The sequence below is a fragment of the Acidovorax sp. 106 genome, from assembly GCF_003663825.1.
In the GTDB taxonomy this organism is placed as follows: domain Bacteria; phylum Pseudomonadota; class Gammaproteobacteria; order Burkholderiales; family Burkholderiaceae_C; genus Acidovorax.
The window spans coordinates 1,872,864-1,893,825 of record NZ_RCCC01000001.1 but is presented as its reverse complement, the minus strand read 5'-3'; the positions used below and the strand labels follow the sequence as shown (position 1 = coordinate 1,893,825).

The 20,962-nt window shown below is 64.7% G+C and carries 21 protein-coding genes; 9 read left to right on the top strand and 12 right to left on the bottom strand.

Going from position 1 to position 20,962, the window contains the following annotated elements; all coding sequences use genetic code 11:
- Positions 1-210: 210 nt before the first annotated feature.
- A complete protein-coding gene (locus C8C98_RS08415; protein WP_121453891.1) occupies positions 211-651 on the bottom strand; it encodes a hypothetical protein in 441 nt (146 codons plus the stop codon).
- Positions 652-778: 127 nt separating this feature from the next.
- On the opposite strand from C8C98_RS08415, the gene C8C98_RS08410 reads away from it, so the two are divergent.
- The 5 genes from C8C98_RS08410 (at position 779) to C8C98_RS08390 (ending at position 4,833) form a co-directional block, all read left to right on the top strand.
- Positions 779-1,762 carry a LysR family transcriptional regulator gene (locus C8C98_RS08410; RefSeq protein ID WP_099657401.1) on the top strand — a complete coding sequence of 328 codons (984 nt, stop codon included), beginning with the start codon at positions 779-781 and terminating at the stop codon, positions 1,760-1,762.
- 43 nt (positions 1,763-1,805) lie between these two features.
- Positions 1,806-2,654 (top strand): metallophosphoesterase, encoded by an 849-nt coding sequence (locus tag C8C98_RS08405; protein WP_121453890.1) that lies wholly within the window; start codon positions 1,806-1,808, stop codon positions 2,652-2,654.
- Positions 2,655-2,779: 125 nt separating this feature from the next.
- On the top strand, positions 2,780-3,202 hold the full coding sequence (locus C8C98_RS08400; protein WP_099657400.1) for a universal stress protein: 423 nt from the start codon (positions 2,780-2,782) through the stop codon (positions 3,200-3,202).
- A gap of 188 nt (positions 3,203-3,390) precedes the next feature.
- Positions 3,391-3,846 (top strand): fasciclin domain-containing protein, encoded by a 456-nt coding sequence (locus tag C8C98_RS08395; RefSeq protein ID WP_121453889.1) that lies wholly within the window; start codon positions 3,391-3,393, stop codon positions 3,844-3,846.
- A 48-nt stretch (positions 3,847-3,894) separates the two neighbouring features.
- Entirely contained in the window at positions 3,895-4,833 is a 939-nt protein-coding gene (locus C8C98_RS08390; protein WP_121453888.1) for a fasciclin domain-containing protein, read from the top strand.
- Between the two features lie 104 nt (positions 4,834-4,937).
- On the opposite strand, the gene C8C98_RS08385 is transcribed toward C8C98_RS08390, so the two are convergent.
- Both C8C98_RS08385 and C8C98_RS08380 read right to left on the bottom strand, forming a co-directional pair.
- Entirely contained in the window at positions 4,938-5,552 is a 615-nt protein-coding gene (locus C8C98_RS08385; protein WP_233574493.1) for a TetR/AcrR family transcriptional regulator, read from the bottom strand.
- 104 nt (positions 5,553-5,656) lie between these two features.
- Complete coding sequence (locus C8C98_RS08380; RefSeq protein WP_121453886.1) at positions 5,657-6,568, bottom strand: LysR family transcriptional regulator ArgP; 912 nt, start codon at positions 6,566-6,568, stop codon at positions 5,657-5,659.
- A gap of 226 nt (positions 6,569-6,794) precedes the next feature.
- Between C8C98_RS08380 and C8C98_RS08375 the strand changes: the two genes are divergently transcribed.
- Both C8C98_RS08375 and C8C98_RS08370 read left to right on the top strand, forming a co-directional pair.
- Entirely contained in the window at positions 6,795-8,132 is a 1,338-nt protein-coding gene (locus C8C98_RS08375; RefSeq protein ID WP_121453885.1) for a D-amino acid dehydrogenase, read from the top strand.
- A 205-nt stretch (positions 8,133-8,337) separates the two neighbouring features.
- Positions 8,338-8,910: an NAD(P)H-dependent oxidoreductase gene (locus tag C8C98_RS08370; RefSeq protein WP_121453884.1), complete on the top strand. Its 573-nt coding sequence runs from the start codon at positions 8,338-8,340 to the stop codon at positions 8,908-8,910.
- Between the two features lie 61 nt (positions 8,911-8,971).
- On the opposite strand, the gene C8C98_RS08365 is transcribed toward C8C98_RS08370, so the two are convergent.
- Together C8C98_RS08365 and C8C98_RS08360 are read right to left on the bottom strand one after the other, a co-directional pair.
- Complete coding sequence (locus C8C98_RS08365) at positions 8,972-9,946, bottom strand: M14 family zinc carboxypeptidase (protein WP_233574492.1); 975 nt, start codon at positions 9,944-9,946, stop codon at positions 8,972-8,974.
- Positions 9,947-10,227: 281 nt separating this feature from the next.
- Positions 10,228-11,019 carry an alpha/beta fold hydrolase gene (locus tag C8C98_RS08360; protein ID WP_121453883.1) on the bottom strand — a complete coding sequence of 264 codons (792 nt, stop codon included), beginning with the start codon at positions 11,017-11,019 and terminating at the stop codon, positions 10,228-10,230.
- Positions 11,020-11,206: 187 nt separating this feature from the next.
- On the opposite strand from C8C98_RS08360, the gene C8C98_RS08355 reads away from it, so the two are divergent.
- Positions 11,207-11,728: a flavin reductase family protein gene (locus tag C8C98_RS08355; protein WP_121453882.1), complete on the top strand. Its 522-nt coding sequence runs from the start codon at positions 11,207-11,209 to the stop codon at positions 11,726-11,728.
- A gap of 69 nt (positions 11,729-11,797) precedes the next feature.
- Here the strand turns inward: C8C98_RS08355 and C8C98_RS21535 are convergent, their stop codons facing one another.
- The 6 genes from C8C98_RS21535 to minC form a co-directional block, all read right to left on the bottom strand.
- The gene (locus tag C8C98_RS21535; protein ID WP_147436349.1) at positions 11,798-12,403 is read right to left on the bottom strand and encodes a hypothetical protein; all 606 of its coding nucleotides are present in this window, start codon (positions 12,401-12,403) and stop codon (positions 11,798-11,800) included.
- Between the two features lie 31 nt (positions 12,404-12,434).
- On the bottom strand, positions 12,435-13,934 hold the full coding sequence (locus C8C98_RS08350) for a DUF4832 domain-containing protein (RefSeq protein ID WP_121453881.1): 1,500 nt from the start codon (positions 13,932-13,934) through the stop codon (positions 12,435-12,437).
- A gap of 781 nt (positions 13,935-14,715) precedes the next feature.
- Positions 14,716-16,923: a YccS family putative transporter gene (gene yccS, locus C8C98_RS08345; RefSeq protein WP_121456144.1), complete on the bottom strand. Its 2,208-nt coding sequence runs from the start codon at positions 16,921-16,923 to the stop codon at positions 14,716-14,718.
- 148 nt (positions 16,924-17,071) lie between these two features.
- Positions 17,072-17,338: a cell division topological specificity factor MinE gene (gene minE, locus C8C98_RS08340; protein WP_121453880.1), complete on the bottom strand. Its 267-nt coding sequence runs from the start codon at positions 17,336-17,338 to the stop codon at positions 17,072-17,074.
- Positions 17,339-17,340: 2 nt separating this feature from the next.
- Complete coding sequence (gene minD, locus C8C98_RS08335) at positions 17,341-18,159, bottom strand: septum site-determining protein MinD (protein WP_121456143.1); 819 nt, start codon at positions 18,157-18,159, stop codon at positions 17,341-17,343.
- A gap of 44 nt (positions 18,160-18,203) precedes the next feature.
- Complete coding sequence (gene minC / locus C8C98_RS08330; protein WP_121453879.1) at positions 18,204-18,959, bottom strand: septum site-determining protein MinC; 756 nt, start codon at positions 18,957-18,959, stop codon at positions 18,204-18,206.
- Positions 18,960-19,187: 228 nt separating this feature from the next.
- Here minC and C8C98_RS08325 point away from each other — a divergent pair, with 228 nt between their 5' ends.
- On the top strand, positions 19,188-20,174 hold the full coding sequence (locus tag C8C98_RS08325) for a DMT family transporter (protein WP_121453878.1): 987 nt from the start codon (positions 19,188-19,190) through the stop codon (positions 20,172-20,174).
- 93 nt (positions 20,175-20,267) lie between these two features.
- Here the strand turns inward: C8C98_RS08325 and pssA are convergent, their stop codons facing one another.
- The gene (pssA, locus tag C8C98_RS08320) at positions 20,268-20,894 is read right to left on the bottom strand and encodes a CDP-diacylglycerol--serine O-phosphatidyltransferase (RefSeq protein ID WP_121453877.1); all 627 of its coding nucleotides are present in this window, start codon (positions 20,892-20,894) and stop codon (positions 20,268-20,270) included.
- Between the last annotated feature and the right edge of the window lie 68 nt (positions 20,895-20,962).

The following is a 20,962-nucleotide window of genomic DNA, read 5'->3' as shown; positions in this document are numbered from 1 at the left end:
CCAGGCCTCAATCAGCCGCCCCGCCTTTGTGCCGGGCGGCTTTTTTGTGGGCATCTGCAGACACTACCGCATATGCGACCAAACAGCCCAGCCCCGCAGTGCGAGCAGGCATGAAAAAAGCCGTGGACGTTGTACCGTCCACGGCTTGAATCTTTGGCTCAACCCCGGTGCTTATCCAGGGCCCGCCGCAGTTGGGAGTCACCGAAGTGCTCAGTAGTAGGGGCTAATATCGCGCAAGGTGCGCACACCCAGAGCCTGGTTCAGTTCGGCCATGATGCGGGGATCCTTCAGGGCGACTTGCCAGGTGCGCTCGTCTTCAGCAGCGCGGGCGCGGTTTTCAGCCCAGGCCTTGGCCGAGGCGCGCAGGGCCACAGCCATGCGGCGGGCGGGCATGGTCAAGAGGGCCAGGGCGGCAAAGGCAACGAGCCACAGCACCATCCAGGCGGCCAACAGATGGCCTTCGCTCCAAGTGTCGATCACTTGGTTGGCTACGACCAGCAGGGCGGAAACCACTGCGGCCAGCAGCAAAGAGGCAGCACCGCGGGTGCCGTCAAAGCGCGACGCCATGTCCTTGATGGAGGCGGCTGCGTTTTCGGCGCGGGTCACGCCAAGGTGTTCGGTGGGGTAATCGACGTGTGCGAAATTGGTCATTTTGAAGTCCCTTTTCAAACGCTTTTGGCGAGATTGCCGGGCGAATGCATGAATCTTAGGGTTTACCCTTTATCTATTCAAATTTATATTTTGAATTCATTACATTCACATTGATGATGATCGAGCCATGACCTCACCGAAGACATCGCCCAAAGCATCGCTGGTGAACTTCCGTTCACTGGATTTGAATCTGCTGCGTGTCTTCGATGAAGTGATGGCCGAGCGCAGCCTGACCAAGGCTGCGCACAAGCTTTCCATCACCCAACCGGCCGTCAGCAACGCCATGCGGCGCTTGCGCGAGGTGGTGGGTGACGAGTTGATGGTGCGCAGCGGGCAGGGCGTGGAGCCCACGCCCCGCGCCCTGGCGCTGTGGCCCAGCGTGCGCGATGCACTGGCCCTGCTGCAAGAGTCCCTGGCCCCAGGCGCATTCGAGCCGTCCACCGCCACATCTACCTTTGTGCTGGCCATGGCCGATGCCACCGCCGCCACGCTGATCCCCGCGCTGGTGCAAATCATCGAGCGCGAGGCCCCGGGCATCTCGGTGCGCGTGCTGCCCCTCACCACGCGCGACCCGCGCCGCCTGCTGGACGAAGAATCGGCCGACATGGCCGTGGGCTACTTTCCAGCCGCCCTGGCGGACCTGACGGCCCGTGCCCAATCGGGCGGCGCCGTGGCCTATGACAGCCGGCGCCTATACGACGGTGAATACATGTGCGTGATGCGCCAAGGGCATCCGCTGGCCAGCGGGGAGTTGACGCTCGATGCCTATTGCGCGGCGCGGCACATGCTGGTGAGCTTTTCCGGGCGGCCCTACGGCTTTATCGACGAGGCCCTGGCCTCGCTGGGGCGCAAGCGGCATGTGCTCATCACCGTCAACCAGTTCTTCACGGCGGGCCGGGTGGTGGTGGGCTCGGACTTGCTCACCGTGCTGCCCCGGCACTTTGTGCCGGTGACCGGCATTGCCGACCGGCTGGTGCAACGCCCCCTGCCCCTGAACGTGCCCGCCGTGCACGTCGATGCGCTGTGGCGGCGGCGCGGCCCCCAAGAGAAGGCCATGGAATGGCTGCTCAACGCCCTGGCGCGCTCGGCCCGCAGCATGTTCCCGGACTAGGCGCACCCAGCCCGGGCGCATCTTGGGCATCTACACTGCCTGCATGAAGATTCAGCTCCTGTCCGATCTGCACCTGGAGGCGCACCCTCATTTTGTTCCCGAGCCCGCACCCGGTGCTGACCTGCTGGTGCTCGCTGGCGACATCGGCTCCTACCAGCAAGGGGGATTGCTCAGCGACAAAGACTTCGGCCTGGCCCGGTTTGCCCCCCAGGCGGCAGGCGGCACCTGGCCCACCCCCGTGCTGTTTGTGCCAGGCAACCACGAATACGACGCTCAGGATTTTGACGAAGCCCACGAGCGCCTGCGCAGCACCTGCGAGCGGTTGGGCATTGCCTGGCTGGAGCGCGAAACCCTGGTGCTCGGCGGCGTGCGCTTTGTGGGCACCACCCTCTGGAGCGACTTTGACGCGCTGGCCGAACACGAAGGTACCGAGGACCTCGCCCGCCAACTGCGCCTGCGCGACAAAGCCTACCGCGCCGCCAATTTCTACCTGCGCAAGACCGGTGGCACCCGGCATGGCGAGCCCTTTCTGGCCGAGCCCATGCGCGAGCAGGCCCTGGCTTGCCAGCAATGGCTGCGCTCTGCCCTGGCCACGCCGTTTGACGGCCCCACCGTGGCCGTTACCCACTTTGCCCCCAGCCTGCGCAGTGCGGACCCGCGCTATGGGCTGGTGCCCGGCACTGCAGGTTTTTGCAACGCCCTGGACGGGCTGCTGCCCCACGCCCAGCTGTGGCTGCACGGCCACCTGCACGCGCCCAGCGACTACACCGTGCGCGGCACGCACGCCGCCACCGGGCAGCCCTGGCAATGCCGCGTGGTGGCCAACCCGCTAGGCTATGCCCGCAAGGGGGAACAGGCCACCTTCCAGCCCCAGATGTGCGTCACCGTATGATCGGCGCAGGCCCCTGAACACCCCTGTTCAACCGCCTTTCACAGCGCACGACGAAAAACATGACCCAGGTCAAGACAACAACCGCCCGCGCGCATTAGTCTGAGCACACCAACCTGGAGCACACCATGAACATTTTGCTGGCTGTCGACGGCAGCGCCTACACCAAGAAGATGCTGGCCTACCTGGCCACCCACGAAGACCTGCTGGGCGCAAGCCACAGCTACACCGTACTGACGGTGCAGGCCCCGCTGCCCACCCGCGCACGCGCGGCCTTGGGCAAAGAAGTGGTGGACAACTACCACACGGAAGAAGCCGAGAAAGTCACCGCCCCCGTGGCCAAGTTCCTCGCCCGCCATGGCGTGCAAGCCAAGTGCATGTTCAAGGTGGGTGCAGTGGGCGAGACCATTGCCAAAGTGGCAGAGAGCGGCAAATTCGACTTGCTGGTGATGGGCTCCCACGGTCACGGCGCCCTGGCCACCCTGGTCGTGGGCTCGGTCACCACACAGGTGCTGGCCCACTGCAAGGTACCGCTGTTGATCGTTCGCTGAACGGTTTCGGCACCAGCCCAAACCCCGCCCTGGCGGGGTTTTTTTTCGCCCATTCAATCGTGCAACCCCAAAAAATTACCAATCAGTTTTTTTACAACCAAATGGTTTACTTCAAGACCATTTGGTTATAAATTCCAGCTGCGCCCATCCTGGCGTGTCATTTCCCACTGATCCAAAGAGGAACGACCATGAAGAAGACTTTGATTGCACTCGCCCTGACCGCAGGTGCCACCTTCAGCGCATTGGCCCAAGACATCGTGGACACAGCGGTCAAGGCCGGCAACTTCAAGACGCTCGTGGCTGCAGTGCAAGCTGCAGGCTTGGTAGACACCCTCAAGGGCCCCGGCCCGTTCACCGTGTTTGCGCCAACCGATGAAGCTTTCGCCAAAATTCCCAAGGCCACACTGGACAGCCTTCTGGCAGACAAGGCTGCACTGACCAAAGTGCTGACGTACCACGTCGTGCCCGGCAAGGTGATGGCCAAAGACGTTGCGGCAGGGAAGGTCAAGACCGTGCAGGGTCAGGAACTGACCGTCGCCACGTCTGGTGGAGTGATGGTGGACAAGTCCAAGGTGGTGGCGACCGACGTGGCCGCCAGCAACGGTGTGATCCATGTGATCGACACCGTGTTGATGCCCAAGTAAACCGGCATCAAAGCACCACTTGTGCTCTACAGATCCAGGAGACGCTCCATGAACACCTTGTTGAACCGCCGTACTGTCTTGATGACCGCTGCGCTGGGTGCTGGCACCACGCTGCTGCAAGCCTGTGGCGGCGGCGATGACGAGCCCCAGCGCACGATTGTCGAAGTCGCGCAAAACAACCCAGACCTCAGCATTTTGGTGGAGGCCGTGGTGGCAGCCGGGCTGACACAAACGCTGAGCACGGGCTCATTGACCGTGTTTGCGCCTACCAATGCGGCTTTTGCAGCACTGCTCAGCGAGCTGGGTGTTACCAAAGAAGCCCTGCTGGCCAACAAAACCCTGCTGACCGCCGTACTGAGCTACCACGTACTGGGAAGCAAGGTAGCGCGCGCCGACGTGCCCGTGGGCAAGGCGATCACCCCGCTGGCCGGCGGGTTCTTCAAGATCGAGGCCAGCGGCGGCCTCAAGGTAACCGACGGGCGCAACCGCGTCAGCAACATCACCGCCACAGACATCCAGGCCAGCAATGGCGTGGTGCACCTGCTCGACCGGGTACTGCTGCCTGCCGACAAGGACATCGTGGCCACCGCTTCGGCGCTGCCAGATTTCAGCATCCTGGTAGAAGCCGTGGCAGCGGCAGGCTTGGTGAGCACGCTGCAAGGCAAGGGGCCTTTCACGGTTTTCGCGCCGACCAACGCTGCGTTTGCCGCGCTGTTGGCTGAGTTGGGGGTGACCAAAGAGGCGTTACTCGCCAACAAGACGCTGTTGACCTCGGTATTGACCTACCACGTCGTCCCGGCGCGGGTACTGAAAGCCGAGGTGCCTGTGGGCAGCGCCATCACCTCGGTGCAAGGGCAAAGCTTTACGGTCAGCGCCAGTCTGGTCATTACCGATCAGCGCATGCGCACGAGCAATATCGTGGCGACCGATGTGTTCACCAGCAACGGCGTGATCCACGTGGTGGACAAGGTGATTTTGCCCAAGTAAGCCTGCCTTGCGCAAACGGCAGACACGAGAAAGCCCGGCTTGCCGGGCTTTCTTTTTGGGGAGAGCATCTTGCAGCGACAACGCGCTGCCAAGCCATCAGCGCATCAGCGCGCGGCCAAGCCATCAAAGCAAGTGCGCACCACCAGCTCAACGATCTCTGCGTCGGAATACTGCCCGCCGTCCTTCAAGAAGGTCACGACCGGGTCACAAGCCCGCGCATACAGGGTGTACAGCACCACCAGGGGCGGCAGGGTGGGGTCAATCACGCCCTGCGCCTGGGCCTCGGTGATCCATTCACCGATCTGGTCGCTCACGTTGACCAGGCCATTGAGGTATTGCTTGTCAGCCATGAGCACCGCGCGCAGGCTGGAGTTGCGGCTGGGCAGCAGCGGCATTTCGTTGGTGATGAGCCGCTCCAGCGACCAGCGCACCAGCGCCCGCAGCTTTTCAATGGACGCAAGCTCACTCGGCAAGCCAGCAAGGTAAGCGCGCACTCTCTCCAAAATCTGCACCATGGCAGCACAGCACAGCTCTTCCTTGCTGCTGAAGTGCTTGTACAGGCTGGCCTTGGCAATGCCGACGGCGTTGGCCACATCGTCCATGGTCATGGCGTCGTAGGCCTTCTCGCCCAGCAGGCGGCAAGTCGATTGCAGGATGGCTTCCTCGCGGGCGAGGTGCATCTGCTCTTTGAACGAAACTTTGGTGGGCAGCGAAGACATGGTTCGCATCTTATCCACTACGGTAAAAAAACTACTATAGAAGTTGCTTTGCAACTACGGCGTTCACGCCACAAACCACGGTGCCATCGCCCGCAGGCTCTCCGCTAGGCCACCAAGGTGCGTGCGGCCGTGGCCTTGAGGGCATCGGTCAGCGCGTCCAGCAGCTCGGACTCCAGGTTCCAGCAGTGCCAATACAGCTGAATCGGCAGCGAGCGCCCAGGCACCAGGTCGATCAGGCTGCCATCAGCGATGGGGCCACGGGCCAGCAGCTCGGGCATCACGCCCACACCCCAGCCGGCGGCCACGGCGCGCATCTGGCCTTCGGTGCTGGGCACAAACAGGTGGTTCAGCGCCACGCGCTTGAGACCGAACGCACGGGCCACAAACTCGGCCGCCATGTCGTCCTTGCGGTTGAAGGACAAAAAGGACACCTCGCGGAAGTTGTGCGGCGTGAGCCCCTGCGGCAGGTGCTTGCGGGCGAATTCGGCCGATGCCACCGCCACATAGTGCATGGCGCCCAGCGGCACCATCTTGCAGCCGCGCAGCGCCTGCTTGAGCGTGGTGACGCAGCCCAGCACCTGGCCCGAGCGCAGCCATTCTTGTGTGAAGTCCTGATCGTCGGCAATGATTTCGAGCGGCAGGCGCTGGCGCACCAGGTCGTGCAGCGCACCCATGGCCCAGGTGGCAATGCTGTCGGCATTGATGGCGATGGAGATGCGCTCGTCTTCACGGGTGCTGCCGGGGGCGCTGGGGGCCAGCTCCTGCAGGTCGCGCTCCAGGTCGGCGCGCAGCAGGCGCAGCTGCTTGGTGTGCTTGAGCAGCAACTGCCCGGCAGACGTCGGCTTGAGCGGGCGGCTGCGCACGATGAGCACCGAGCCCACCTGCGCTTCCAGCGCCCGCAAGCGCTGCGAGACGGCCGATTGCGTCACATTCAGCCGCTGTGCGGCGCGTTCAAAACCGCCCTCTTCCACAATGGCGGCAAGACATTCAAGGGCGGCGGGATCGTAAGTGCTCATGGTCTCGCAAGGGCCTGCGCAGAACATTCCATCAACCGTTCACGCTGAGCTTGTCGAAGCGCCACGCAAGGCTTCGACAGGTTCAGCCTGAACGGGTATTTCAAGTTCAAAGAGGCCCAATTAACAATACAAAAAAGGCACCGCAAAACATTAGCGATGCTGATGATTTTGGAGTAAGTTTAATTTTGCTTTTACTCAAATGCAATGTCGCGCACACTGCGCCCTCATGAAAACCATTGTTTTGGGCGCCGGCATCATCGGCATCAGCACAGCGTGGCACCTGCTGGAACGCGGTCATGAAGTGACCGTGATCGATCGCCAGCCCGACGCTGCCCTGGAAACCAGCTTCGCCAACGCGGCGCAGATTTCGGTGAGCTACTGCGAGCCGTGGGCCAACCGCGAAGCGCCGCTCAAGGCGCTCAAATGGATGTTCGACAAAGAGGCGCCGCTGCTGTTTCGCCCGCAGCTCGACTGGGACCAGTGGCGCTGGGGCCTGAAGTTTTTGGCGCAGTGCAACGACGTGGCGTTTGAACGCAACGTGCAACAGATCGTGGCCCTGGGCGCCTACAGCCATGCGGCCCTCAAGGACCTGGTGGCCAGCACCGGCATTGAATACAACCGGCTCGAACGCGGCATCGCCCACTTCTACACTGACCAAAAATCCTTCGACGCCGCAGGCCACGCCGTGGACTTGATGCGCAAGTTTGGCGTGCAGCGCCGCCTGGTCAGCCGAGGCGAGCTTCTCCAGATCGAGCCCGCCTTCAAGGCCTATGGCGACAAAATCACCGGCGGCACCTACACCAGCACCGACGAAAGCGGCGACGCCCGTGTGTTCACGCAAGAGCTGGCCCGCCGCTGTGCGGCGCGGGGCGCGCAGTTCCTGTACGGCCACGATGTGCTGCGGCTGAACAAGATTGGCAATGCTATTGATTCTGTAGCTGTTATCGCTCGCAAAACGGGCGCTGGCGGCCAAAAAGACTTCATCCTCAAGGCCGATGCCTTTGTGGTGGCCTGCGGCTCGTACAGTGCGCCACTGCTGCGCACCGTGGGAGTGGATTTGCCCATCTACCCTGGCAAGGGCTACAGCGCCACCTTCCCGCTGCTCAAACCCGAGGGCGCGCCCATGGTCTCCACCATCGACGACGGCAAGAAGATCGCCATGAGCCGCCTGGGCAATACCCTGCGCGTGGCCGGCACCATCGAGCTGGGCGGGTTTGATTTGAGCCTGGACAGCCCCGTGGCCCGCGCCCGCTGCCACATGCTGTCGCGCCGCATTGCCGAAATTTTGCCCGGCGTGTGCGACACCCGCACGCCCGAAGAAGGCGGCAACCCCGAGTACTGGACCGGCCTGCGCCCCGCCACGCCCACCAACATTCCCTTCATCGGCCAGACACGCGTGGGCAAGCTGTGGGTGAATGCAGGCCACGGCACCCTGGGCTGGACACACGGCGCGGGCTCGGGCAAGGCCATGGCCGAGCTGCTCAGCGGCGAAGTGCCTGCGATGAACTTTGGCTTTCTGGGCGCCCAGGCCCCGCGCGCGGTGCGCGGCACCGTAGCGGCGTAATGATTGATTCAGCCTCTTTGAATTTGAAATACCCGTTCGGGCTCAGCCTGCCCGTCTTGGGCTTTACCCAAGGGTCGAAGCCGGGGCACACCTCGCGCGGCGCTTCGACAGGCTCAGCGTGAACGGTTAGAGGGGTTCATACGAGTGAATATGCACACCTTCGGGGTAGTTTGAGGGGTAGCCTGCCGCCGCTACCATCGGCGGCATGCCGAACACCACACCGCACTCCCCACACTATCTCTTTCTGACCACCTCCACCCGCGAAAGCGGCCACCTGGGCAACACCGAGTGGCTGGCCCAGCAAGCCGCCGCCGCACTGCCCGCAGGCACGGTGCAAACCTGGCACCACCTGGCGCGCATGCACCTGCCGCCGTTTGTGGACCTGCGCCACACCGTGGGCACCTACCCCGCGCCCGAGGGTGACCTCAAAACCCTGCTCGACGCCACGCTAGCGGCCACGCACATCGTGTTCGTGTCGCCCGTGTACTGGTTCAGCATCCCGTCGCCGCTCAAGACCTACCTGGACCACTGGAGCGGCTGGATGCGCGTGCCGGGCCTACCCTTCAAGGAGCAGATGGCCACCAAGTCGCTGCAGCTCATCACCACCAGCGGCGACCGCGCCAAGGCCCAGCCGATGATTGACTCGGTGGAACTGTGCGCCAAGTTCTTGTCGATGCCCTGGGGCGGCGCCCTGTGGGGCAAGGGCGGCCCACCCGGTGCAGTGCAGGCCGATGCAGAGGCCGTGGCGCAGGCAGGGCGCTTTTTGCTACCAAAATAAGAGCTGCTTGCGCTTGATAGATAAGCGCTAGCGCCTGTTTTTACTCAAACCCTGCTCACCCTCAACGCGCCACGCCGGGGGGCTCCGCACCGGCCACGCCCGCCATGGCATCGCCACCGTCCAGCAGCCGGGTGTTCATCCACTGCCGCAGGTCGCGCCACATGGCGCGCACCTCGGCGTCGGGCGGCATGCGCAGGGCGTGATCCAGTTCGATGGTGACCACCGGCACGCCCCGGTGCAGCCCGCCGTAGTGCCCCAGCGAGCCGGGGAACACGCCCAGCTTGTCCATGCGCAAGCGGCCCAGCCGTGCGGGCGGGTCGTGGGGGCCGTCAAAGTCCAGAACGCCATAAGGCGCATGGATGCTGACCACCAACTGGGGCTGGAACTGCTCCATCTGCTGGTGCAAAAAACGCGACTCGGGCTCGGACAACGGCGTGTGGCCCGGCCAGCGACGCGGGTCTTTGCGGGTGCGCTTTTCCCAGTACACCGGCGCGTCTTGCGCCCAGCCCGGGGTGGGAAAGTTGCGGTTCAAGTCCACCCCGCTGGCGTTGACCCGCGTGGGCTTGGGGGCCAGCAGGCCATCGGGGTTGAGCACGGGAATAAAGCGCCAATGCACGGGTGGCTGCGGCGCAGCACGGTCCCCGCCCTCGGCCCCGGCCAGCCCAATCCACCGCAAAGCCAGCGAGGCAGCGGTGAGTTCATCACCATGCATCGCGCCCACCACCAGCACGCGCAGCGGTGGGGCATCGCCAGCCGGGGCGGGAGCCCCCGCGCGCTGCGCCACATCGCGCCAGTACAAGGGCACGCCTTGGCTTGATGTCGCACCGCTGGGCTGCAGTTGCGTGGCCAGGCATTGTGCGCGCGACACACCGGGCAGGCGCGCCAGCAGCTTGTCGCAGGCCTCCTGTGTGGCTTGTCCGGCCAACCCAGAAGCAATCGCCGCAGTCGAAGCAGGCATCTCGGCGCGAGAGGACACCGCCGATGCAGCCGATGCATCCGCCGTGGCAGCGGGGCTGGGTGGCGTCTCTGCGTTCATGGGTTCCCTGGCGTCGCTTGACCGGGTGGCGTCAAGCACAGCCCCTGCGCCCTGCCCCAGGGCACGCCCTTCCAGCGCTTTCAACCCGGTCTGCCCTTGGTGCACTCTGCCATACACGGCAACTGGGGAAGCAACACCAGGCCACAGCTGCGTTGGCACCCACAGCATGGCGGCCAGCGCACTGACCACCGCACTCGCCGTCGCCACGGTCCACACCGGGGAATGTGTTCGGGAATGCACCCGGTGCCTCGCCTTCTGGCCTGCAGGCTGCGCAGCGCCGCTCAATGCAGCACCCGCTGCGTGGCCAGAAAATCGAGCAGTGCGGCATCAAACGCCTCGGGGTGCTCCAGCTGCGGCCAGTGGCCGATGTGCGGCAGGCTCAGGTGCTGGGCGTCAGGCATCAACTCGGCCAGCGCCTGCAGCGCAGCAGGCGGGGTGCAGTGGTCGGCATTGCCCCCCAACAGCAACGTGGGGGTGTGCACATTGACCCAGGCCTGGGCCCAGCGGTCAAAGCCCTGCATGGCCTGCAAGGCACGGCGGTAGGTAGCGGGGTGCACCTGTGCAAGGGCATGCTCGGCCAGGCGCACGCCCTCGGGCAAGGCGGCGGTGCCAATGCACTGGGGCACCAGCGTTTGCGCCAGCTGCTGCATGCTGCCGCCGGGCTGCTGCACCGCGTCCAGCGCGCGCTCGCGCGGGGCCAGCCAGGCTTGCACAGCCTGCGCATCCAGCGCCGGGCCGCCCGCGCACAGCACCAAGCGGCGCACCACCTCGGCACGGCGCACCGCCACCTCCAGCGCCAGCATCGCCCCCATGCCGTGGCCCACCAGCGTGACGGGGCCACACTGCAGCGCATCGATCAGCGCCAGGCAGCTTTGCGCCAGGCCCTTGAAGGTGTAAGGCTCAATGGGTGCGCTGCGGCCGTAGCCAGGCATGTCCCACGCCACGGCGCGGTAGCCCGCGCTGGCCAGCATCTCCAGCTGGGGGGCAAAAGTGAGGTGGTCGCCATCAGCGTCGTGCAGCATGAGCACGGTGGGGCCAGAGCCCAGGGTGGAGAAGGTGGGGAGCAAAGCCATACAGAAAATGACGGACGCCAAACAGAGCTGAGACAAGCGGCTTGCCCCCAGGGTGGGCCGCCTGTTGCATCCCGATGTGCGTAAGTCCTAAAGAAATGAGTGCCGAGTAACCCGCGCCGCACAGGCGCGCGGGCGGCACTCCATAATAGTTCCATCCCCCTTGATGCAGGCCCCGCGCCTAACCTTTGTGAACAGCCCCTTGCCCCGCCCTGCCCTGGCACTGCCCCCCAGCTTCTCCTCCCGCGAGTTTCGCAACGCGCTGGGCATGTTTGCCACCGGCGTGACCATCGTCACCGCACGCAATGCGGCGGGCGAGCTGGTCGGGCTCACGGCCAGCTCGTTCAACTCGGTGTCGCTGGAGCCACCGCTGGTGCTGTGGAGCCTGTCACACGCCGCCAGCAGCATGCCCGCCTTTGCCAACGGCTCACACTACGCCATCCACGTGCTGGCCGCCGACCAAAAAGCCCTGGCCGAGCGCTTTGCCACCCGTGGCATTGACCGCTGGGCAGGCGTGGAACACCGCCCCGGCATCCAGGGCGCGCCCCTGCTTGCGGGTGCCGCAGCCACGTTTGAATGCTTTAACCGCAGCCAGTACAAGGAGGGCGACCACACCATCTTTGTAGGCGAAGTCGAGCGCTGCGAACACCGCGAAGGTGCCTCGCCCCTGCTGTACCACGGGGGCAAGTTTTATACGGAGCACCCGCTGTAGGGTGCGTCTTAGTAGCGTCAAATGCTGCAAATTTGATAGCTACCAGCGCTTATAGAATAAGCGCTAGTGTCATTTTTTACTACAAACATTCAACATACATCCGTTGATGTTGTGAGTGTCTTCATCACGCGCAGCCACTGCAGCGTCTCGCACCACATAGCCTGAAGATCCGCTGCGCAGCAAATGCCGCACGCGCCCGGCGTGGCTGGTCAAACGCCAGCCGTCGGGCGACTCGTCACAGAGTCCAGGCTCGCCCAGCGAAATGGGGCGAGGTCCAGCAGAGGCATGCAAAGGCACCCGTTGAATCCAGTGTTTCGTGAGCAAATAATGCCCACCTCGGTGTAGCGAAATATCAACCCTGGCTTCTGAATGCTCGCCTGACAAATGCAGCACACGGGTGAAACGGCTGGTTTGCCATACATCCTTCACCAAACGGGGTAAAGCGGCGAGAAAAAACAGGGTTCCCACATCGGCCAGCCAAGGGACTACCAATAACCACCCGGGCTCATCCCGCGCTAGCAACCACAGGTCCAGCAACAAGGGACCGACAAAGGGGACATACACGCCAGAGGACGAACGCCCATGCCATTTGTAGTGAAGGTATCCCGCGATCAGCGTCAGCCAGCTGATTGCCAGAAACAACGCCCCTATCGCCAGAAATAATGTGGAATCCATGCAGGGGATTCTGTGGGCAATCTACAGTCGCTCACGGCACCTGCACCGTAGTCCCCAATGCAAGCCGCCCGGTGCCCGCCTGCCACTGCACCCCCGTCACGGCGCTGTCGGCATTGGCAAAACGCGCGGCATAGGCCGGGGTGGCAGCCAAAGCGCTGGCGGCGTCAGGGGCGCCGATGTGCACGCTGTAGCTGCCAGGCGCCAGGGTAGCGGGCAGCGTGACCTCGCCCGACCATTGCAGCGGCTCGCCGGGGCTGGCCTGGCGCAGATCGGTGCCCGCCAAGGGCAGCACGGTGGCCACATTGGTGGCGCTGACGAGGTACAGCGCCAGACCGCGCGCGTTCAGCGGCCGGGCCCAGCCCTGGTTGCTGAGGGCCACCTGCCAGGCCAGCGTGCCGCCCGGCGCGGCGATGGCGCTGTGCGCCACGGTGCTCAATTGCAGCCGGTAACCCAGCTTGCGCGACACCTCGGCCATGCAGCCGCCCGCCTGCCACTGGGCGAAGAAGCCCTCGTAGTAGTCGCGGTTCAGATAGGTCATGTGGTAGGCCGCCCCTTCGCGCAGGATGTCTTCGCAGGCCATGCGGGCCTGGGCCACCTCGGGTGGGGCGCAGGTCTCGCCACCCGCACCCGTCACCGCGCTGGTCTGCTGGGCATGGGTGCGCAGAGCGGCAGATTGCGCAGGCGTATCGGCCCAGTAGGTGCCCACGTCGTCGGGGCTGGCCAAAAAGCAGTCGTTGTGCTGGCCAATGCGCGCTGCGGCCGTGGGGCTTGGGGCCAGCAGCTGCGCCAGGGTGGGCGGAGTGGGGTACCACGCGGCCACATCGGCCGGGGTGCGCACATGCACCTGGCGACTGGTGGGCACGGCCGCCAGCAAAGCGTCACGCACTGCGGCTTTGTTGGCGGGGGTGGTGAGGTTGTTGGACGAGGTATGCCACTCGCCCCACGCCCCAATAAAGCCGCCCTGCACGGCCGCTATCACATCGGCATTGGCCTGCAGCACCGGTTGCAACTGGGTGAGGTGGCGCTTGACGCGCGAGAGCGTGGCGTCTTGCGCGTTGAGGTAATCAGCCTCGGTTTCAGGGTAGTTGTAGGCAAAGCGCACCACGGCCTTGAGGCCCTGCTTGCGCAGGTTGGCAAAGCCGGTGCCCAGCTTGGTGAGGTAGCTGCTGGGCAAATCTTTGTTGCGGTAAGCGCTCAGGTCTGCGGGCGTGTAGACCAGGCGCTGCCCGTCTGCCACCACGTAGTCCAGCGAGGTGGCGGTGATTTTGGAGGGGTCGGTGGCAAAGCGGTAAAAGCCGCGCTCGGGGTTGGGGAAGTCCTGGTCTGAAGGAGCCAGGCTGACTTCGGCCAGTGGGGCGGTGGAGGCCAGCGCCATGGCCTTGGGCTGAGGCACCTCGGCCACAGCGGGCGGCGCCCCAGGTCCGCCGAACGAGATGCTGACGCCGTCGTTTTCGGCAGAGCCGCCGCAGCCCGCCAGGGCTGCACAGCCCAGGGACAGCACAGCCCACTTGATGGTGATTGGTTTGTTCATACGCCCCTCCGCAATAGTTGCCGCATTGTTACGTCAACCGGGGCGCGTTACCAGAGGGCGTAGCGGACGCAATGGTGACGAATGGCAACCGAAAGAAGGTGCAGTCCTCTAGTGAGCCGTTGAGTTGCAACGGCTATTCGCCGTTGGCGGCATGCGGCAGATCTCAGGTGTTTTCCGGTAGGGCCAGGGTTCATCCACGCTTTCTTGCTTCACGAAACAGCCAGCCAGAAATAAACGCCAAACCCATACATGCCCCAGACGACACCAATGTGGCGAGGATCAACCACACCAACACGGAAGATGCAGCGAACATGCGAAGCTGGATTCCCGTGTAGTTGCGGTCCCTGGTCAAGACCACTGCAATAAGCAAAGCATATGCAGCGGCAGGCCAAGCAACCCACAAATTCGAGGAATAGTGTCGGAGCCCTGGCAATGGATTTCCGCTAGTTCCGGGGACGGAACCCCAAGCTGCTGCAAATATGAGCATTGAAGCGGTGAGCCAAGCAAGGAGGACTTCCCAGCGGGAAAAGTATGAGTTCATTGGCTAACTCGGTTGGGTCGGCGAAAGCCTATGGATTCATCTGGTCCTTCACGATACGTCACCTTAAAAGCACCCGCAAACCCACTGATGCACGGCATTAATCACCGCCAGCGACGCAAAGCACAGACATCAAGCTTCGCAACCACCCGGCACGATTCGACTCCGCCACCTGAGAGCTGTGGAGGATCCAGGGGCGAATGAAATCCTTTTGCACATCGCCAGATGCTGCGCACCAACCCCTCACCCCCGCTCCACCATCTGCCGCGCCTGCTCACGCAGTTGCGGAAACACCTTGCCCACCAGCAGCAGCTGATTAGCCATCCAGCTTTGGGCGGGCACGGCGGGCGGGGTTTGGCCAAACTGGCGCAGCACTTCGGCTACGGCGGGGGCTTGGGCGAGGGCGCGGCGCTTGCGGCGGCCGCCCATTTCGCGCTGGGCGCGCTCTAGCTCGTCCGACAAATCCTGCAACGACTGCAGCAGCGCCTGGGCCGAGGCCTGGGTGGCTTCGTCCATGGGCTGGGCGGCTGCGCCCCCACGCTGTGCGCCAAGGGCAGACAGGTAGTTGAGCTGGGTGTGCGACAGGCGCAAGAAGTTGCCCACCACCTCGGCACCGCCACGCACCCGCAAGGGTTCTTTGAGCATGGCGCTGTAGGAGTTGGACAGGGCGGCGTCGGCGTTGTGGGCGTTGCGGCGGGCCAGGCGGTAGGCCAGGTGGTCGCGCTTGCCGCTTTGGTACTGGGCCAAAATTTCGCGCAGGTAGATGGCCTGGGTTTGCAGGGCCTGGGCGGCCAGCTGGGGCCACTGGCGCGACTGCCAGTGCGGCAGCACCAGCCAGGCCGCGGCGGCGGCAATGCAGCAGCCCACGGCGGTGTCGAGCAGGCGGGTCAGGATCACGCCTTGCGACATGCCCATTTGGTGAAAGCTCAGCAGCAGCAAGGTGGTGACGGCGGCCGTGGCCAGCACATAGCGGGTGTGGCGCGCACCAAAGAACACGGCGCCGCCCAGCACCAGCAGAGCGGCCTGGATGAAGTTGCCAGGGAACAGCTGGATGACGGCCCAGCCCAGCGCCAGCCCGATGGCCGTGCCCTTGGCGCGCTGCATGAGGCGCGTTTGGGTGGCGGCGTATTGCGGCTGGCTGACGAAGACGATGGTCAGCAGAATCCAGTAGCCGTGCGGGTCGGCGGTGGCCTGCATGACGGCAAAGCCCAGCACCAGCGACAGGCTCAGGCGCACGCTGTGGCGCAGCCAGGGCGACTGCGCGCGGCACTGGGCGCGGATGCGGCCCCAGGCGTCGCGCAGGGTGCGGGGCTCGCGGTCAAACAGGCTGTAGTCCACCGCCCCAGAGGCGCCGGGCTCGTCCCCCGGCAGCGCCAGGGCCCCGGCAAACACGCGGGCCAGGGCCGTGAGGTTGTGGCCCAGGGCGCGCAAAGAGCGCAGGGGCCGGGCCTGCGTGGCGCTGGGACGCTCGCGCTCGATCTCTTCCTGGTGGGCCAGGGCGGCCTCCATGTCTTCGATGGCGCGGGTGGTCACGCCCGAGTGCACCGGCTCGGTCTGCTGCTGGATGGCCACCGAGAACTTCAGCGCCTGCTCGCCCAGCAGCGTGAGCACGCGCTGGCAGCGGTAGAGCACATCGCTGTGGAAGAACGACTGGGCCAGCAGGTCGTAATGCTCGTGCGAGGAGCTGGCGCGCTCGTGCACGTCTTGCGCGGCCAGGTACTGGTGCATGGCGGTTTGCAGCCACAGGGGCGGGGTGCCCCGGCCCATGCGGCTGATGAGGCTTTCTTTGGTGGCGTTGAGCGCATCGACCACCCGGCCGTTGTGCAGGGCCAGCGCCATGCGGCGGCGCTCCAGGTCTTCGTCGCGCACGGGCTCCAGCAGCAAGGCCTTGAGGCGCAGGTATTCGCCCAGCATGGCGTACAGCTTGGCCAGCCGAAAGCGCACAGGGGCACGGGGCATCACCACGTTCCACAGCACCGACACCACGCCGTACCAGGCGGCCCCGCCCAGCATCAAAGGGGTGGCGGCCATGGCGGCTTCGCGGCTGGTGTGGGCGGCCAGGGCTTCGTAGATGAACAGCACCAGCGAGCCAAAGGCAATGGCGCGGTAGCGCTCGCTGAGCGCCCCCAGCAGGGTAAAGGTAAAGGCCGACAGCGCCATCACGCCCATCAGCACCCAGGGCCACGTGACCGTGGCGCACACGGCCAGCGCCACCAGGGTGAAGCAGCCCATGGCCAGCAGCTGCGCACGCAGGCGGCCACGCCAGCTGTCGTCGGTTTCGGTCAGGGCGCTGGCGATCACGCCCAGCAGCACGGGCATCAGCTCCGTCTGCCAGTCGGCCCACCAGCCATAGGCCAGCACCACGGCCAGCGCCAAAAAGGCCCGCGCCCCGCGCGTGAAGCCTTCATGGTTGCTGGCACGCTGCCAGCTGAGTTTCCAGGTTGTGTCCACCACAGTGCTTTCTCACCCACGAAAATCTAGGGTTTACCCTAATAAATTAAGCAATTGTCACGCCAGCCACCGCGACACCGGCACAAAAAAGCCCGCGCCGCAGGGCTGCGGGGCGGGCTTGGGGTGCTTGCCAGGCGGTGCCCGGGGTTCAGCGCACGGTGTCAGGCAGCTCGATCTTGACTTCGAGCACTTCCAGGTTGTCCTGGCGCTCCAGGTGCACCTTGAGGTCCTCGGGGCTGATCTTGACGTACTTGGAGATCACGGCCAACAGCTCGCGCTGCAGCGCGGGCAGGTAGTCAGGCTCGGCCGCGTTGCGGCCATTGCGTTCGTGCGCCAAGATGATTTGCAAGCGCTCTTTGGCAACGCTGGCGGTTTTTTTCTTTTCCCCCACCAGGAAGGACAGCAACGAAGCCATGGCTACTTGCTCCCGAACAGGCGTTTGAAGAAACCGGGCTTTTCCGCCTCGATGAAGCGCAAGGGCTTGTCGGTTGCGCCCAGAAAGCGGTCGATCACATCCTTGTACGCCTCGGACACATCGGTGCCCTGCGCGTGGATGGCGGGCGTGCCCTGGTTGGACGATTGCAGCACCACTTCCGACTCAGGAATCACGCCGATGAGCTTGATGCGCAGGATGTCCTGGATGTCTTCCAGGCTCAGCATCTGGCCGTCTTCCACGCGGGCGGGGTTGTAGCGGGTGATGAGCAAGTGCTCTTTGATGGGCTCACTGCCGTCGATGGCACGCTTGGTCTTGCTGCCCAGCATGCCCAGGATGCGGTCAGAGTCGCGCACGCTGGAGACTTCGGGGTTGGTCACCAGCAGGGCCTCGTCGGCAAAGTGCATGGCCATGAGGGCACCGCTTTCGATGCCGGCGGGGGAGTCGCAGACGATGTACTCGAAGTCCATCGCGGCGAGGTCTTTGAGCACCTTCTCTACGCCGTCTTGCGTGAGGGCGTCTTTGTCGCGCGTCTGGCTGGCGGCCAGCACGAACAGGTTGTCGCACTGCTTGTCTTTGATGAGGGCCTGGTTCAGGTTGGCCTCGCCGTGGATGACGTTGATGAGGTCATACACCACGCGGCGTTCGCAGCCCATGATGAGGTCCAGGTTGCGCAGACCGACGTCGAAGTCGATCACGGCAGTCTTGTGGCCGCGCAGGGCGAGGCCGGTGGCAAAGCTGGCGCTGGTGGTGGTCTTGCCCACGCCACCTTTGCCGGAGGTCACGACGACGATTTTGGCCATGTGTTGCAGATTCTCTGTGGGTTGATACGAAGGAATGAAGGCCATCAAGCCAGGGGCTCGATGATGAGTTTTTCGCCCTCCAGGCGGACCTGGGCGGGCTTGCCGGCCACGTTGTCGGGCAAGGCGGTTTCGGTGGTGCGGTAGATGCCGGCGATGGAGACGAGCTGCGGCTCCAGGCAGGTGCTGAAAATGCGGGCCTCGGTGTTACCCCGGGCGCCGGCAATGGCGCGGCCGCGCAGCGGGGCATACACATGGATGTTGCCGTCGGCAATCACCTCGGCGCCAAAGCTGACCACGGCCATCACCACCAGGTCAGCGCCGCGCGCATACACCTGCTGGCCCGAGCGCAAGGGTTTGTCGACCACCACGGTGCCGGGGCCGAGTGTGGGCACTTCACGCACCACCTCGACCTCGCGCACCACTTCGCGCACGACCTCGACCGGGGCCGGCGCTTCGGCGCGGGCGGGTGGGGCGTCCGGGGCGGCGGCCAAGCCGGCGGCGAGGGCCGCTTCCATCTGGGCGGGGCTGCCACCGCGCACCGCCACGGGCAGGGTGCGGTGCTCGCGCAATTGCTCAGTGATGGCGGCAAAGTCGATGGGCTCCTCGGCCTCGCGCACGGGCGTCAGGTCAATCAGCACCGGGTCTTGGTCAAAGAAGCCGGGGGCGTCAGCCACACGCTCGGCCAAGTCCACGGCAAACTGGGTCGCGTCCGTGGTCTTGAGCACCACGGCCACCACCGGCAGCGAAGCGCTTTTGAGGTCAAAACTGGTGCGGGTGTGCGCCGCCGTTTCAGTGGCCATGGAGGGGTGTGTTGAGCGACCACGCCACCGGGCGCAGCCAAAAGTCCTGAGTGTAGCGGCAGCCTGTGGCCAAGCCACCACGGGCGGGGCAACCACTCACATTCGGGTTCAAGGGACGGAAGACTGCCGCCAGGGGCATCTCGATAGCAGGGATAGCGGTAGCAACTTGGGGCATGGCCCCTATTGAACCCGGAAGCGCCGCACCTGTCACCTGACCATAATCAAGCGATGAACGCCCCACGCGCACGCAAGACCCATCTCGACACCCTCTCCATCACCCTGCTGCTGGCCTGCTGCATGTTCTGGGGGTTCCAGCAGGTGCTGGTCAAGGCCACGGTGGCCGAGGTGGCGCCGGTGTTCCAGGCCTTTGTGCGTTTCGCCCTGGCCACGGTGGCCGTGGCCGCGTGGTGCCTGTGGAGCGGCCTGCGCCCCCCCGTGCCCAGCGCAGCAGGCGCTGTGCCCAGCCCCACCCCTGCCGGTGCCGCAGACCAAACCCCAGCCCCTCGGCTTGGCGGCTGGGGCCCGGGGCTGCTGGCCGGGGCGCTGTTTGCAGGCGAGTTTGCGTGCATCTACGTGGGCATGCAGTACACCACCGCCTCGCGGCTCACGGTGTTTTTGTACGGCTCGCCGTTTTGGGTGGCGCTGCTGCTGCCGCGCTTTATCCCGGGTGAGCGGCTGCACGGCTGGCAGTGGCTGGGCCTGGCAGCGGCTTTTGTCGGTGTGGGGCTGGCCCTGGGCGATGGCATGGCTGGGCGAGCCCCAGACGCGCACCCGCTGGCCTGGCTGGGCGATGTGCTGGGGCTGGTGGCGGGCCTGATGTGGGCGTTGACCACCGTGGTCATCCGCAGCACGGCACTGGCGCGGGTGGCACCAGCCCAGCAGCTGCTGTACCAGGTGGCGGTGAGTGCGGCACTGCTGCCGCTGCTGTCCTTGGCGCTGGGGGAGGCGTGGTCGTGGCACTTCAGCGCATTTGCCTGGGCATCGCTGCTAGTGCAGGCCGTGGTGGGTGCGTTTGTGAGCTACCTGGCCTGGATGTGGATGCTGGCGCACTACCCGGCCACCAAGATGTCTTCGTTTGTGTTCTTGACCCCAGTGTTTGCACTGCTGTTTGGCGCCAGCTGGCTGGGTGAGCCGGTCACGCCCTCGTTGGTGGCCGCGCTGGCACTGGTGACCGTGGGTATCGTGCTGGTCAACCGTAAACCGGCAGCGGCCTGAGCACCTGTTCAAAGGGCCAACCCACCCATTGGCATAAAAATAGCTGCTAGCGCTTGCCCAATAAGCGCGAGCAGCTATTTTATTGATAGCAAATTAAAGCTTCGGGATTTTGATGCGGCTGATCATCAGCGAGCCCGACAGCGCAAACAACAGCACCAGCGGGTGCAGCGTGAAGCCCCAAAGCACCATGCGCCCGCCCCACAGGTTGGCGCCCACTGCGCCCTGGGCGGCGGCCACGGCCAGCAGGCCCACCAGCACGATGGAGGTGGGAATGGGCGTGCCCTCAAAGTACTTGACCTTGCCCGTGCCTTCCGAGAGCGTCTCGGCGGTGACGTTGTAGCGCGCCAGGCGCGACACGCCGCAGGCCACAAAGTAGGCCAGCACCACCCGGTCGTACAGGCCCTGCATGCCGCAGCCATAGGCAATGATGGCGGGCGCCACGCCAAACGAGATCACATCGGCCAGCGAATCCAGCTCCCGGCCCATGGCCGAGCTTTTTTGGCGCCAGCGGGCAATGCGGCCATCGAGCACGTCAAAGATCAGCGCCGCCAGCACCAGGGCGGCAGCAAAGTAGATGTGCACCACATCGTGTGTGGCGAGGTAAGACATGGACGAAAACAGAGCCCCTACGCCACAGACCGCGTTGCCGAGGGTGAACCAGTCGGCCAGATGGAATTCGCGGATCATGGAAAAGCGTTTGGGGTGCTGGGGAGTGTTCATGAAAAAGAGCGCCCGAAGCGCGCAGTGACAACACTGCCCATTATGGGCGCGGTGCCACCCTGCCCCTG